The following is a 13,696-nucleotide window of genomic DNA, read 5'->3' as shown; positions in this document are numbered from 1 at the left end:
GGTCCGTTTCTCACGGGATGCTCGTCACACACGCTAGGTTCTGCTCGTGACGGAACAGTTTCGGGTCAACCCGCCCACAGTCGCCGACGAACGAACACTCCTCCAGGGGTTCCTCGACTACCACCGCGGGACGCTGCTCTGGAAGCTCTCCGGGCTCACCGGCGAGCAGCTCGTCGAGCGCGCCGTGCATCCGTCGACGATGTCCTTGATCGGGCTCGTCCGGCACATGAGCGAGGTGGAGAAGTACTGGTTCCACCGCGCTCTGGCGCTTCACGACTCGCCGCCGAAGAACTGGTCCCGGGAGTTCCCCGACGGCGACTTCGACCACGTCGATCCCGCACTCGTCGAGCAGGATCTCGAGGAGTACCGCCAGATCGTCAAGACCTCGGACGAACTGGCCGCGAAGTACGCGCTGGACGACACGTTCCTCCGGCCCGGCCAGGAACCGCCGCATTCGCTCCGCTACCTCTACATCCACATGATCGAGGAGTACGCGCGCCACAACGGCCACGCCGACCTGCTCCGTCAGCGCCTGGACGGCGCCACCGGCGAATAGAACTACGGCTTGATCGAGTTGATCAGGCCGACGATGTCGGTCGTGACGCCTCGGACGCCGGGGATGCGAGTCAGGCGGAGCAGCCGGTCGACGAGCGGGACCGCCCGGTCGATCAGGGCACGGCTCCGGCGGACGTCCTCGGACTGGTCGTGGACCCAGAACAGGACCACGCCCATCTGGAGCAGCCAGAGCAGTTCGGGCAGTTCGGCCTTGAGGTCGGCGGCCAGCTTCAGGTCGGAGCCGTCGATGACGCGCCGGAAGACGTCGACACTCGCGTCCCGCGCCGGCCGGGATTCCTCGCTGAACGGCGACAACGGGCTGCGCGGATCGGCCGCCGTCTTGAAGAACGTGCCGGCGAACTCGTGGTACGGCGCGGCCACGTCCAGCCAGGTCCGCAGTACGCCGGTCATCCGCGGTACGAACGTCTTCTCGGTCGCGAGAATCGGCTCGACCGCCTCGCGGTGCTGGTCCTGCAGCAGGTCGTAGTACGCCTGCATGAGGTGGTCCTTGGAACCGTAGTAGTAGTACGCGTTCCCCACCGACACGCCCGCCTCGTTGGCGATCGCGCGCATCGTGGTCTTGCCGTACCCCTGCTCCCGGAACAACCGCAACGCGGTCGACAGGATCAGCTCACGCGTCTGTTCACCCTTCGCGGTCGCACTGTCCGTCACACCCGTCAGCGTAATCACCTCCACTCATCCGCCGCAGCCCCGCCGCCGCCTGAACGATGGCCCGCGCCACCGGCCGCATCGCCGGACTCGCCAGTCGTACGGCGGTGTGCCTGTGCTCCCCCGTGGCCCACAGGCACACGATCCAGGCGCGATCGCCGACGTACACGGACCCGTCGTCGGCGATCACGGTCACGTCCCGCAGCGTCGCGTCGTGATCCAGCGCGGGGTAGAGCGTCCGCGCACCCGTCGACCCCGCCGCGACGAACCGCAGACGCACCACCCCGCCGTACCCGTCCGGCGCCGGGTGCTGCGCCGCCAGCCAGTCCTTGAAGCGGCGGCACAGTCCGCAGTGGGCGTCGTACAGAACCGTCAACTCACGCACGGCCGGGCGGCCTTCAATATCCGTACTGGGCGGCCTGCTCGGCTGCCGTGAGCGGCTGCACGGTGTCGTTCGGCGGCACCGGCGGGCGGGTCATGCTGTCGAGCCGGCTGCGGGTCCGGATCTTGTTGAAGATCCACACGTTCGTCAGGTGCACCACCCCGAGCACGAGCATCACGATCCCGAGCTTCACGCTGAGCTGCTCGAACACCCCGCTCGCGTCCAGCACCGGGCTGTCGCTGCGCAGGAACAGCGTCACGAACCCGAGGTTGATCAGGTAGAACCCGACCACCAGCAGCCGGTTCACGGCATCGGCGAAGGCGGCGTTCCCGTGGAACACGTCGACCAGGAAGATCCGCCCGTTCCGGCTCAGCGTCCGCGCCACCCAGATCGTCAGCGGTACGGCGATCAGCAGGTAGACCAGGTACGTCGTGACTGTCATGTCCATCTCTCGTCCCCACTCTTGAACACGTTCAAATCTCTTGATCCTGACGGTACGCCGCTCTTTTGAACATGTTCAAGTCGAACAGGACGTGATCTGGGTCTCGGCTGCGGCAAGATGATGTTCATGACCTGGGTCTTCGAAGGAACCGTCCTTCCCTCCGGCGACACCGCCCGTCTGACGTTCGGCCAGGACCCGTCCGGCGAGCAGCTGCCCGGGCGGTACGCCGTACCTGGTCTGGTCGACTCGCACTGTCACCTGACGCTGGCCTCCGGTCCGCGCGGGCCGGTCCTGCGCGGACCGGAGTTCGCGGCCGAACGACTCGGGGAACTCGCCGACGCCGGGGTGAGCGCGATCCGCGACGTCGGCGGCAACCGTGAGGTCACGCTCGAACTCGCCCGGACGGCGGACCCCGACCGTCCGCTCGTCCTCGCGGCCGGCCGGTTCCTCGCGCCGAACGGCCGGTACTTCACGGACGCCTACGAGCCGGTCGCCCCGGAGGATCTGCTCACCGCGGTCGAGGCCGAGATCGCCGACGGCGCGACCTGGCTGAAACTGGTCGGCGACTTCCCCGAGGTCGGCCCGGACGGCCCGATCCGCGGCAGCAAGGTCGCGCCGTCGTACGAGATCGAGGTGGTCGAGGCGATGGTCGAGCTGGCCCACTCCCGCAACGTCCGGGTCGCGGCGCATGTCAACACCGACCACGTCAGCGAGCTGATCCGGGTCGGCATCGACTCGGTCGAGCACGGTACAGCGCTCACCGAGCAGGACCTGCAGGCGCTGGGCGCCCGGGGCGGCGCGTGGACGCCGACGCTCTGCGCCTCCGTCCGGCCGGGCCCCGACGAGACCCCGGAGCGCAAGGCCCGGCGCGAGGAACGATCGGCGTACCTCGCGTCGGTCCTGCCGCTCGCCGAGCGGTACGGCGTCCGCGTGCTGACCGGATCCGACGCGGTCGGCACCGTCGCCGCCGAGATCGACCAGCTCGTCCGGCACGGGCTGACCGTGGAGCAGGCGATCACCGCGGCCTCGACCGGCGCGCAGGACTTCCTCGGTCTGAGTGGCGCCGGCAACCTGGTCACGTACGAGGTGGATCCGCGCGAGCATCCCGACGTACTCGCGACTCCGGCGGCGGTCGTCCTCAACCACCGGAGGATCTTGTGAAGGAGAAGGACCTCGACCGGTGGGTCGAGAGGTACCGGAAGGCGTGGGAGAGCAACGATCCCAAGGACATCGCGGCGCTCTGGACCGAGGACGCCGCCTGGTACCGGCGGCCGGACGAGGCTCCGGTGACCGGCAGGGACGCGATCGTGGCGGCCTGGCTCGAGATCGCCGACGCACCCGGCGAGACGACGTTCGAGTACGAGGTGCTCGGGTTCGGTGACGGTGTCGGGTTCGTCCGCGGCTGGACGACGTACCTGACCAATCCGCCGGGCGAGTTCAGCAACCTCTGGGTGATCCGGCTGGACAAGGACCGCGCCTACGAGTTCACCGAATGGTGGATGGAAAAGCCACGCTGAGCTAGGGCATGTCTCCCGATCCCACACCGTCGCGAGCAGGTGCTCGGTGCGGTGGCTCGGCGTGCTGGAGCGAAGGCGTCGATGTGGTTCATCGTCGCCTTTGCTCCAGTGCGGCGAGGTGCCGTGCCGAGTGCCGCGCAGTAGGTGTGGGATCGGGAGACATGCCCTATGCTCCTGAGTAGGCGCTCAGGGTGCCACCGGTCCGCGGGAAGGGCTCAGCCCACCTGATAGATCGCTGTGGTGTGGCACCAGTTCACCTCCTTTCTCGCCTGACGACGCGGACAGCAGGCTCGTAGAGAGGAGGTCGGCGATGCCGACCCGAAATCTTCCGGACGACCCGCACCTCGATCACCTGCGCGGTCAGGCCAAGACCCTGCTCAAACAGGTCCGTGCCGGTGACAGCGCAGCCGTCGCGCTGGCCGCCGAGTTCCATCCCGTGCAGACGCTGGCGGATGCCCAACTCGTGATCGCGCGCAGCTACGGATTCCCCAGCTGGCCGCGGATCGTGCGGCATCTCGAGCTGGTGGACCACTACAGCCGGTCACCCCACCGGCAGTCCGTCGGCGGCCCGCTCGACACTCCCGAGCAGCGGTCCGACGAGTTCCTCCGCCTCGCGACCTTGCACTACGGACAGGACGATCCGGCCCGGCAGCAGTCCGCGCGCGAACTGCTGGAGCGTTACCCGGAGATTGCCGAGAGCAACATCTATACGCAGGTGGTGGCCGGCAACCTCGCCGGGATCGAGGTCAGTCAGGCGAGCGTCGAAGGCGGGCCGTACCGGTGGGAGCCGCTCCTCTACCTCACCTACAACCGCCTCGACGCGCCGAACCAGCTCGAGATCGCGCGGCTCCTGCTCGAGAACGGCGCCGACCCGAACGCCGGCTACCTGTGGCAGGGCCTGCCGTCACCGTTCACCGCACTCACCGGCGTCTTCGGGCGCGGCGAAGGCGATCAGCCCCCGCACCGGGATCGCGTCGAACTCGCGCGCATCCTCCTCGACGCCGGCGCCGACCCGAACGACAGCCAGACCATGTACAACTGCGGTCCCGGCTGTCCCCCGCCGTACGACGACGTGCACCTGGAACTGCTGCTGGAGTACGGGTTGGGGCGCGGTGACGGCGGCCCGTGGCACGAACGGATGACGACCGCGCATCCGACCCCGCGGCAACTGCTCGAGGACGAACTGGTGTTCGCGTCCTCGGCCGGCCTGCTGCACCGGGCCGAACTGGTCCTTGCCCAAGGCACCGATCCGGAGGGCCTCGGTACCAGGCACCCGGGGTTCGGCCGCCAGCGCCCGTACGAACTGGCCGCTGTGCAAGGGCACACGGAGATCGCCGAACTGCTCCGCGCTCGCGGCGCGGCGCCGCTGGACGAGATCCATGAGGTGTACGCCGCGGCGATGCGCGGTGAGATACCGGACGTCGACGCCGCCCTGGCGGCCCGCGCGGTCGCCCGCGTCCCGCACCTGCCCGTTCGCGCCGCCGAGGTCGGACGGGCGGAGGCGATGGAGCCGTTGCAGCGGCTCGGGTTCGACCTGAACCGGATCTCCGGCGGCTCCGCGCCGATCCACCGCGCCGCGCTCAACGGTCACCTGGAGACGGTGCGCAAACTCGTCGAACTGGGCGCCGACCCGTCCGTACGCGACCCGAACTACCACGGGAACGCGCTGGGCTGGGCCGAGCACAATCACCAGCAGGCGGTGATCGACTACCTCAAGGGCTTACCGCAAGGAACAGGAACGCGCTGAACACCGCGAGGTGAACGGCGCCCTGGAGCAACGTCGCCCGGCCGGTCGAGAGGGTGAACATGCCGGTCACGACCGTCAGCGCGAACAGCACCAGCTCCTTGCCGCCCAGCCCGAGGACGAGCGGACCGCTCAACCAGATCGAGGCGATCGCGATCGCTGGGATGGTCAGGCCGATGCTGGCGAGCGCTGAGCCGAGCGCCAGGTTGACGCTGGTCTGGAGACGGTTCCGCAGTGCCGCGCGTACTGCGGCAACCGTCTCCGGCAGCAGCACGAGCAGCGCGATCACCACACCGACGACGGCCAGCGGCGCGCCCGCCGACTCCACCGCGGACTCGAGCTTCGGCGACACGGTCTTCGCGAGGCCGACCACCGAGACCAGGCAGACGAACAGCAGCCCAAGACTCAGCAGCGCGGTCTTCCCGCTCGGCGCGGCCGCGTGGTGGTCCTCGTCCTCGTCGACCTCACCGTCCGGAGCGACCGGCAGGAAGTAGTCCCGGTGCCGGATCGTCTGGATGAACACGAACACGCCGTACATCACCAGCGACGTGACACCGGCGAAGGCCAGCTGCGCCGAACTGAACTGCGGCCCCGGCGCGCTCGTCGTGAACGTCGGCAGCACCAAGCTCAGCGTGACCAGCGCGGTCGTCACCGAGAGCGCGGAGTACGACGCCTGCACCCGGAACTCCTGCACGCGGTGCCGCAACGAGCCGACGACCAGCGCCAGACCGAGGATCCCGTTGCAGGTGATCATCACCGCGGCGAACACGGTGTCGCGGGCCAGCGACGCGGCCTTCTCGCCACCCGACGCCATCAGCGTGACGATCAGCGCGACCTCGATGATCGTCACCGCGAGCGCCAGGATCAGCGTGCCGAACGGTTCACCGACGCGGTGCGCGACGACCTCCGCGTGATGCACAGCGGCGATCACCGCGGCGCCGAGACCGAGACAGACCAGGATCAGCAGCACCGCGCCGAGGTCGCGATGCCAGGTCCCGGCCAGGACGACGAAGGCGAGCGGCGGCACGGCCAGCGTCCAGCGCGGCAGCCCTTGGATCACGGAGTTTGTCATCCTCAGACAGCCTATCTGGAATCCTCTTGGCATCCGGCGTCCCTCGCGTGATGCTTCTCCTACGATGACTGTTGAAATCAGAGACGCGACCGCTGACGACTGGCCGGCCATCTGGCCGTTCTTCCACGAGATCGTCACCGCCCGGGAGACGTACACCTACGACCCGGACCTCACCGAGGAACAGGCCCGCGCGATGTGGATGACGCCGTCCAGTTCGCCGCTGGCCCGGACCGCGGTCGCGGTCGATGCCGACGGCACCGTTCTCGGCAGCGCGAACATGTACCCGAACCGCCCCGGTCCCGGCGCGCACGTGGCCAGCGCGAGCTTCATGGTCGACGGGAAGGCCCGCGGCAAGGGCGTCGGCCGGCTGCTCTGCGAGGACATGATCGCGTGGGCCGGGCGATCCGGGTTCCGCTCGGTCCAGTTCAACGCGGTCGTCGAGACGAACGAACCCGCCGTACACCTCTGGCAGTCCCTCGGCTTCCGCATCGCCGGCACCGTCCCGGAAACCTTCGACCACCCCACACTCGGGTACGTCGGCCTCCACGTGATGTACCGCCCGCTGCCATGAACCGCGCCCGGCAGATGTGGAAGGCGCTGGAGCCGTACCACGCGATCACGTACTTCTCCCCCGAGACGCGGAAGGCGACCGACGCGCTCGGGCTGAAGGGCGGGTGGATGAGCTACTTCGGCTGCCGCGCCGCACCCCTCGGCCCGGTCGGTCCGGAGATCGTGGCGGCCGTGTTCTACAACTTCCATCCCGCGATGGTCGCCCGATCCCTCCCGGACGCGTGGACCTACGCCACCCCGGCCCAACTCCTCGACGCACGCCTCACGGCCGTCGACAACGCCGTACGCCGCCTGTTCCCGGACGCCGATGTCGCGCGGGCCGCCGAGCTCGGGCAGCGCGCGGCAGAGGTGGCACCGGTTGCGGGGCGGCCGATCGCGGCGGCGAACGCTGCGCTGGAGTGGCCGGACGAGCCGCACCTCGTGTTGTGGCAGGCGACCACGATTCTGCGCGAGTCACGCGGCGACGGGCATGTCGCGGCGCTCGTCGCTGCGGGCCTCAGCCCGTGCCAGGCGCTGGTGACGATTTCCGCGGCTGGCGGACCGTCGAAGGAGATCTTCCAGCTCAACCGGCGGTGGAGCGACGAGGAATGGGCAACCGCCTCCGACGATCTTCGTTCGCGTGGTCTACTCGATGCTTCCGGCGCGCTCACCGACGCCGGGCGGGCGTTGCGGCAGCAGGTCGAGGACACCACCGATTCGTTGGCGGATCAGGGGTGGCGCGCGTTGGGCGACGACCTGACCAAGGAGTTGCACGATCTCGTCCGCCCGCTGAGCGCCGTACTGATGTCCGAGGGCCTGATCCCGCCGGACAACCCGATGGCTCTGCGCTGGGACTGACCGAGCTCACGACGTACGAAGGCCGGCCTCGGCAGCACGAAGTACGGCGGCCGTGAGCGCGTCGAGGATGCCGGACTCGAGTTTCCAGTGCTGCCAGTACAGCGGTACGTCGATGTACTTGCCTGGAGCAACTTCCACCAGGCGGCCGGCGGCCAGCTCGGGGCCGGCCACCTGGTCCTCGATCATCCCCCAGCCGAGCCCGATCCGGACCGCTTCGTGGAACGGCGCGGACGCCGGGATCGCATGCGACGGCGGATCCAGCTTTCGCCGCGTCACCTTGCGGACCAGGCGGTGCTGCAACACGTCCTTCTCGTTGAACACCACCATCGGAGCCTCGGCGAGCGCCTCCGGCAGCGGCTTCCCAGCCAGCCAGCGTTCGGCGTACTCCGGGGTGGCGAGCGGCAGGTACCGCATCTTCCCGACCCGCACGACGCGGCAGCCTTGAACCGGTCGCGGGTCCGCGGTCACCGCGGCCAGGACCGTACCGTTGCGAAGGTACTCCGCCGAATGCTCCTCGTCCTCCTGGTGCACCAGGAACCGGGCGTTGTGGGTCCGGGACAGGTCGAGCATCGCGGGCAGGAACCAGTTGTTGAGCGAGTCCGCGTTCACCGCGATCGGGATCCGCTGCGCGTCGACCGTGCCGCGGACGGCGGCGATCGCCTCCAGTTCGAGCAGCGACACCTGGCGGGCGAGCCGGAGCAGCGCCGCACCGGCCGCGGTCGCCCGCGCCGGTTTGCCGCGCATCACCACGACCTGACCCAGACGGCTCTCCAACGCCTTGATGCGTTGACTGACTGCGGACGGCGTCACGCGCAGCCGACGGGCCGCCGCGTCGAAGCTGCCTTCGTCGAGAACGGCCACGAACGTCTCGAGCTGCACGGAGTCGAACTGCATGATGAAGCAATCCTAACGGTGCATCAGAATCTTTAGTTGGTTTGAAGCCGGTCGGCTGCTTACCGTCGACTGCATGCCCCTCCTCGCCGGTTTCGCCACGGCACTGTCGCTGATCGTGGCGATCGGCGCCCAGAACGTGTTCGTCCTCCGCCAAGGCCTGCGCCGCGAACACGTCCTCCCGGTGGTCCTGACCTGCGCACTCTCCGACGCACTCCTGATCTCCAGCGGCATCCTCGGCCTCGGCGCACTCCTCACCCGCAGCCAACTGGCCCTCGACATCGCCAAGTTCGGCGGCGCCGCGTTCCTCTACGGGTACGCGTTCCTCGCCGCGAAACGCGCCTTCAACCCCGGCGCGATGACAGCCGCCGACCACGCACCGGCCGCCCTCCGCAGCGTCGTACTAGCCTGCCTGGGCTTCACCTACCTCAACCCCCACGTCTACCTGGACACCGTCGTACTCCTCGGCTCCCTGGCAAACCAACGAGGCACCGACGGCCGCTGGCTCTACGGCCTAGGAGCCGTCACCGCCAGCTTCACCTGGTTCTTCTCCCTAGGCTTCTTCTCCCGCAAACTAGCCACCCTCTTCGCCCGCCCCCGAGCCTGGCAACTCCTCGACACCTCCATAGCCCTCCTCATGACCACCCTCGCCACCTGGATGCTCCTCACCTGATATCCACAGGCCCAGATCTGGCTTGGTCGCTACCCAGCACATCCGGATACACTGTGGGTAGCAAGACCAGCCCCTCTGCCCACTCGGGCACGGGCTGGTCGTCTTTCCGGGGGATTTCACGTGCTGCCCTACACCAAGCCACACCTGTCCTTCGACGACCAAGTCCAGCTTCTGAAGAGCAGAGGCATGGCCGTCGACGACCCCGCCGCAGCGGCCGAGCTGCTGAGCGTGGTCGGCTACTACCGATTGAGCGGCTACTGGTACCCGTACCGTCGCCAGCTCGGCCAGAGACAACGCGCCGATCAATTCATTGGAGGTACCAACTTCAGCACGGTGGTTCGGCTGTACGACGCCGACCGCCGGCTCAAGCTGCAGGTCCTCGACGCCGTCGAGCGTGTCGAGATCGCACTTCGCGTCATGATCGGCTTCACCCTGGGCAAGCGCGGTGCCTATGCGCACCTCGACCGCGCCAACCTCGATGGACAGTTCACTCAGGCCAACGGCGCACGCCGGAGCAGGTACGACGACTGGATCGCCAAGGTGCTGGATGCTCAGCGTCGATCATCGGAGGACTTCGTCGTGCATTTCCAGACGAAGTACGACGGACGCCTCCCGGTCTGGGTCGTCACCGAGATCCTCGACTTCGGATCCACCGCCCACCTGTACCGGGGCTTGAAGGCTGCCGATCGGACAGCGATCGCCCGAGAGCTGGACATCGTCGACGGGCTGGGTCACGGCAATGGGCACACGTTGGGCAACTGGCTGCGGGTGCTGAACTACGTCCGCAACATCTGCGCACATCACTCCCGGCTCTGGAACCGGCACATGGTCAACAAGATCGGCGCACGCCAGCTGGCTACCATCCCCGAACTGCGGCACCTCAGCGCGCCGGAGGTGTCTCACCACAGGATCTACTCGACGCTGTGCGTCCTGGCGTTCTTGCTCCATCGGATGGGCGAGGACGACTGGGCTTCAGAGGTGCGCGAATTGGTCACCGTAGAGATTCCTGCGTGTGGGCGAAGTCTGTCGGAGATGGGGTTTCCGGCTCGGTGGGAGGAGTGCTGGCCGTGGATGTGACGGTGTTGTGTGATGCGGTGGCTGTGTTTCCTGAGGGGGTTTCCGAGGCGTTGCCTGGGTGGGGTGTTGAGGAGGCGGCTTGGACTGGGCGGGTGATGCCGGGGAACGTACGAGGGGAGGGGTGGTTGCTGCATTTTCATAGTTACTTGGTGGTGTCTGACGCGGGGGTGGTGTTGGTGGATGCGGGGGTTGGGGCGGCCGGTGGGGAGGCGGCTGAGTGGTTGGGGGTTGTGGGGCGGTTGCCTCGGTTGATGGGGCAGGTGGGGGTGGAGGCGGCGGATGTGGATGCGGTCGTGTTGACGCATGTGCATCTGGATCATGTGGGGTGGGTGTCCGACGGCGTCGAGCCGGCGTTTCCGCGGGCGGAGTACGTCGTGCAGCGGGCTGAGCTCGAGCATGTGCGGGACGGGGCGACGTACTCGCGCCGGATCCGGCCGATCGAGGAGGCCGGGCAGCTGCGGGTGGTCGACGGGGAGGTCGCGCTGCGCGGGATGCGGTTGCTGCCGACGCCTGGGCATCAGTCGGTGGTGACCGAGCGGGCGATCCTCGGTGGTGATGTGCTGGTGCATCCCGCGCAGGCGCGGTGGCCGGAGCTCACGTATGTGTACGAGCGAGACCCAGCCGTGGCCGTCACCTCCCGCCACGAACTCCTCGCCCTGGCGGCCACAACAGGCGTCCCCATCGCAGCCGCACACCCCCACGCACCCCTCACGGCCAACGCATCAGCCGTGACGGTGCCAACAGACGGGGCCGACGCCTGCCCGCCGTACAAGCTTTAGCGGTAGCCGGTGGTGTCGGCGGGTTTGCCGGGCTGTTCGACTTCGACGATGTAGCGCCAGGCGTCGGGGCGGGAGCCGTCGAGGTCGGTGAAGTCGTAGATCTGGGCCAGTTCGCCGCTGGACGTGGACTTGCCGTTCCAGCGTCGTACGTCGGGGTCGGCCGCGAGGGCGGCGACCGCGCGGCCGACGTACGCCGGGCTTTCGGAGATCGCGAAGTGCGGGATCCGTTCGGTCGCGTCCCGCCAGTTGTCCTCGCGGACACCGAACCCTTCGAGCATCGCCTCGGACCGCAGCCAGCCGGGGGTGAGCAGTACGGCGGTCGCGTCGTACTTGTCCAGCTCGTGCGCCAACGCGAACGCGATCCGCCCGACCGCGCCCTTCGCGACGTCGTAGAAGAACGAGACGCGGTAGTTGTCGGCGTTGTACTCGCTGGTGCCGTCGGTCATCTCGATCACCAGTCCGCCGGGTGACTTGATCAGCAACGGCAACGCGTAGTGGCTGGTGATGACGTGCGTGTTCACGCCCAGCTGCAGCAGCCGCAGACCGCTCTCGAGGTCGCTCTCCCAGACGGTCTTGTCCCATTCGGGCTCACCGTGCTGACCCCAGATGTCGTTCACCAGGATGTGCAGCGCGCCCTGCTCGCGGTCGATCCGCTCGACCAGGGCACGGACCTGCGAAGGATCCAGATGATCGACCGGTACGGCGATGCCGTGGCCGCCGGCCTTGTCGACCAGTTCCGCGGTCTCCTCGATCGTCTCCGGCCGATTCATCTCGGACCGCCGATCCCGCGTGCTCCGCCCGGTCACGTACACGGTCGCGCCGGCCGCGCCGAGCTCGACCCCGATCCCCCGGCCGGCTGCCCGGGTCGCGCCGGTGACCAGCGCCACCTTCCCTGCCAACGGCTGCATGCCGCCCTCCTTATCCATACGTTGTACGATTATGTACCATACGTCGTATGATTAATGACGGCAAGCGCTCCGGGCGGCCCCGCGCCGGGGAGGAGCGGCTGAGCCGGGAGGTGATCCTGACCGCCGCGCTCGGGATCGTCGACGACGAGGGCATCGACGCGCTGACCATGCGACGGCTGGCGGCCACGCTGAAGGTCAACCCGATGTCGCTGTACCACCACCTGCCGAACAAGGCCGCTGTCCTTGCCGGTCTCGCGGAGATTGTGTTCGCCGGCCTGGAAGTCCCGGACCCCGGCGATGCCGTTCCGTGGGACGAGCAACTCAAGCAGGCCGCCCGCGCCTATCGCGACGGTCTTCGCCAGCACCCGAACCTCGCGCTCCAGGTGCTGTCGGACGCGTCGGCGGTGTCGGATGTCGTCGTGGTCACGATGGAGCCGTTCTACCGGGCCCTCGACCGGGCCGGCCTCGCACCGCGCGAGATCTTCGAGGCCGCGAACACCCTGATCGACTTCATCCACGGCTTCAGCCTCGGCGAGGCGTCGGTCCGCGCGGAAACGTTTGAGCTTGCCCCCGACCTGCTCACCCGGGTCCGTGCGCTGCCCGCGCACAAGGCCCCGACCCTGACCCGGATCGTCAACGAACTCGGGGCGGACGGCCTCGCCTACGACTTCGACAGCGGCTTCGAGTCCGGCCTGTCCACCTGGGTCGCCGGCATCCGCCGGTAACGCGAGAGCGCTACGCCGCCGAGACACAGCACCCCTCCGGCGTACGCCAGCAGCACCGGGCTTTCGCCGAGCAGTAGCCAACCGAGGAAGATCGTCAGCGGCGGCACGAGGTACGTCGTGGCGCCCATCCGGCCGGCTGTGGTCCGGGCCAACGCGTAGGCCCAGGTGGTGAAGGCGATCGCGGTCGGAAACGCACCGAGGAACACCACCCACCACATCGTCGAAGGCCTCACCTCTCGGACCAGTGCGGGCCCGAACGGCAAGCAGGCGACGGCGCCGATCACGCAGGACAACCAGGTGACCTCGAGCGCGGGCAGGCGTCCGAGCAACGGCTTCTGGGCGACGACACCGATCGCGTAGGCAGCCGCAGCCACCACGCAGAGCAGCACGCCCCAGGTATCGGCGCCACCGTGCGAAGAGGACAGGCCGATCACCACGACTCCGCCGAACGCCACCACACTGCCGATCACCAACTGCCGCGGGAACCCCTCGCCCAGCAACATCCCGGCCAGCAGGGCGATCAGCAGCGGCCCGGTGTTCACCAGCATCGACGTGGTCCCCGCGTCGAGGTGCTGTTCGGCCGCGTTCAGCGCGATGTTGTAGACCCCGAACCAAAGCAACCCGCACACCAGCAGGAGCTTCCAGTCTCCACGAGCCGGCCAGCGCCGCGGCCGGGTGAACACGAAGATCCCCAGCAGCACACTGCCGACCAGGAGCCGCCCGAGCGTCAGCGCACCGGGCGACATCTCCTGGCCGACGTGGCGGATCGCGACGAATGCCGACGCCCACAACACCACCGTCACCGCGGCCGCGCCGCCGGCGAGCACACCCTGCTTCCTCATACCGATGAAACGT

17 protein-coding genes are annotated in these 13,696 nt (G+C 68.4%); 10 read left to right on the top strand and 7 right to left on the bottom strand.

Annotated features, from left to right (window positions below):
* The first annotated feature begins 46 nt into the window (after positions 1-46).
* The gene (locus E0H92_RS02970; protein ID WP_238153516.1) at positions 47-556 is read left to right on the top strand and encodes a DinB family protein; all 510 of its coding nucleotides are present in this window, start codon (positions 47-49) and stop codon (positions 554-556) included.
* 2 nt (positions 557-558) lie between these two features.
* Here the strand turns inward: E0H92_RS02970 and E0H92_RS02965 are convergent, their stop codons facing one another.
* Genes E0H92_RS02965 through E0H92_RS02955 form a run of 3 tightly spaced genes read right to left on the bottom strand, consistent with a single transcriptional unit; the run spans position 559 to position 2,054 of the window.
* On the bottom strand, positions 559-1,227 hold the full coding sequence (locus E0H92_RS02965) for a TetR family transcriptional regulator (protein ID WP_131469185.1): 669 nt from the start codon (positions 1,225-1,227) through the stop codon (positions 559-561).
* A complete protein-coding gene (locus E0H92_RS02960; protein ID WP_165549675.1) occupies positions 1,199-1,609 on the bottom strand; it encodes a thiol-disulfide oxidoreductase DCC family protein in 411 nt (136 codons plus the stop codon). Before E0H92_RS02960 ends, E0H92_RS02965 begins: the two co-directional genes overlap by 29 nt.
* 13 nt (positions 1,610-1,622) lie before the next feature.
* Positions 1,623-2,054 (bottom strand): hypothetical protein, encoded by a 432-nt coding sequence (locus E0H92_RS02955; protein WP_131469181.1) that lies wholly within the window; start codon positions 2,052-2,054, stop codon positions 1,623-1,625.
* A 120-nt stretch (positions 2,055-2,174) separates the two neighbouring features.
* Here E0H92_RS02955 and E0H92_RS02950 point away from each other — a divergent pair, with 120 nt between their 5' ends.
* The 3 genes from E0H92_RS02950 to E0H92_RS02940 all read left to right on the top strand — a co-directional run bounded on the left by E0H92_RS02950 (position 2,175) and on the right by E0H92_RS02940 (position 5,312).
* Positions 2,175-3,209: an amidohydrolase family protein gene (locus E0H92_RS02950; protein WP_131495301.1), complete on the top strand. Its 1,035-nt coding sequence runs from the start codon at positions 2,175-2,177 to the stop codon at positions 3,207-3,209.
* The gene (locus tag E0H92_RS02945) at positions 3,206-3,565 is read left to right on the top strand and encodes a YybH family protein (RefSeq protein ID WP_131284172.1); all 360 of its coding nucleotides are present in this window, start codon (positions 3,206-3,208) and stop codon (positions 3,563-3,565) included. The genes E0H92_RS02950 and E0H92_RS02945 overlap by 4 nt, the downstream gene beginning before the upstream one ends.
* Before the next feature lie 310 nt (positions 3,566-3,875).
* Complete coding sequence (locus tag E0H92_RS02940) at positions 3,876-5,312, top strand: ankyrin repeat domain-containing protein (RefSeq protein WP_131495300.1); 1,437 nt, start codon at positions 3,876-3,878, stop codon at positions 5,310-5,312.
* Here E0H92_RS02940 and E0H92_RS02935 read toward each other — a convergent pair.
* Positions 5,278-6,381 carry a calcium:cation antiporter gene (locus tag E0H92_RS02935; protein ID WP_131469173.1) on the bottom strand — a complete coding sequence of 368 codons (1,104 nt, stop codon included), beginning with the start codon at positions 6,379-6,381 and terminating at the stop codon, positions 5,278-5,280. The two genes, E0H92_RS02940 and E0H92_RS02935, sit on opposite strands and share 35 nt — an antisense overlap.
* Positions 6,382-6,445: 64 nt before the next feature.
* On the opposite strand from E0H92_RS02935, the gene E0H92_RS02930 reads away from it, so the two are divergent.
* Both E0H92_RS02930 and E0H92_RS02925 read left to right on the top strand, forming a co-directional pair.
* On the top strand, positions 6,446-6,952 hold the full coding sequence (locus E0H92_RS02930) for a GNAT family N-acetyltransferase (RefSeq protein WP_131495299.1): 507 nt from the start codon (positions 6,446-6,448) through the stop codon (positions 6,950-6,952).
* Entirely contained in the window at positions 6,949-7,788 is an 840-nt protein-coding gene (locus tag E0H92_RS02925) for an SCO6745 family protein (protein WP_131495298.1), read from the top strand. The genes E0H92_RS02930 and E0H92_RS02925 overlap by 4 nt, the downstream gene beginning before the upstream one ends.
* Before the next feature lie 6 nt (positions 7,789-7,794).
* On the opposite strand, the gene E0H92_RS02920 is transcribed toward E0H92_RS02925, so the two are convergent.
* Positions 7,795-8,682: a LysR family transcriptional regulator ArgP gene (locus tag E0H92_RS02920; RefSeq protein ID WP_131495297.1), complete on the bottom strand. Its 888-nt coding sequence runs from the start codon at positions 8,680-8,682 to the stop codon at positions 7,795-7,797.
* 73 nt (positions 8,683-8,755) lie between these two features.
* Here E0H92_RS02920 and E0H92_RS02915 point away from each other — a divergent pair, with 73 nt between their 5' ends.
* The 3 genes from E0H92_RS02915 (at position 8,756) to E0H92_RS02905 (ending at position 11,208) form a co-directional block, all read left to right on the top strand.
* A complete protein-coding gene (locus E0H92_RS02915) occupies positions 8,756-9,352 on the top strand; it encodes a LysE/ArgO family amino acid transporter (protein WP_131495296.1) in 597 nt (198 codons plus the stop codon).
* Between the two features lie 186 nt (positions 9,353-9,538).
* A complete protein-coding gene (locus tag E0H92_RS02910) occupies positions 9,539-10,429 on the top strand; it encodes an Abi family protein (RefSeq protein ID WP_131495295.1) in 891 nt (296 codons plus the stop codon).
* A 95-nt stretch (positions 10,430-10,524) separates the two neighbouring features.
* Complete coding sequence (locus E0H92_RS02905; protein ID WP_238173290.1) at positions 10,525-11,208, top strand: MBL fold metallo-hydrolase; 684 nt, start codon at positions 10,525-10,527, stop codon at positions 11,206-11,208.
* Here the strand turns inward: E0H92_RS02905 and E0H92_RS02900 are convergent.
* Positions 11,205-12,116 (bottom strand): SDR family oxidoreductase, encoded by a 912-nt coding sequence (locus tag E0H92_RS02900; protein WP_131495293.1) that lies wholly within the window; start codon positions 12,114-12,116, stop codon positions 11,205-11,207. The genes E0H92_RS02905 and E0H92_RS02900 overlap by 4 nt on opposite strands.
* A 47-nt stretch (positions 12,117-12,163) precedes the next feature.
* On the opposite strand from E0H92_RS02900, the gene E0H92_RS02895 reads away from it, so the two are divergent.
* The gene (locus E0H92_RS02895) at positions 12,164-12,841 is read left to right on the top strand and encodes a TetR/AcrR family transcriptional regulator (protein ID WP_131495292.1); all 678 of its coding nucleotides are present in this window, start codon (positions 12,164-12,166) and stop codon (positions 12,839-12,841) included.
* On the opposite strand, the gene E0H92_RS02890 is transcribed toward E0H92_RS02895, so the two are convergent.
* Positions 12,778-13,683, bottom strand: coding sequence for a DMT family transporter (locus E0H92_RS02890; RefSeq protein WP_131495291.1), 906 nt, complete (start codon positions 13,681-13,683; stop codon positions 12,778-12,780). The genes E0H92_RS02895 and E0H92_RS02890 overlap by 64 nt on opposite strands.
* Positions 13,684-13,696: the final 13 nt, after the last annotated feature.

This window comes from Kribbella speibonae (assembly GCF_004331375.1).
Classification (GTDB): domain Bacteria; phylum Actinomycetota; class Actinomycetes; order Propionibacteriales; family Kribbellaceae; genus Kribbella; species Kribbella sindirgiensis.
Note: the sequence above shows the minus strand (reverse complement) of the source record. Positions and strands in the feature narration are given on the sequence as shown.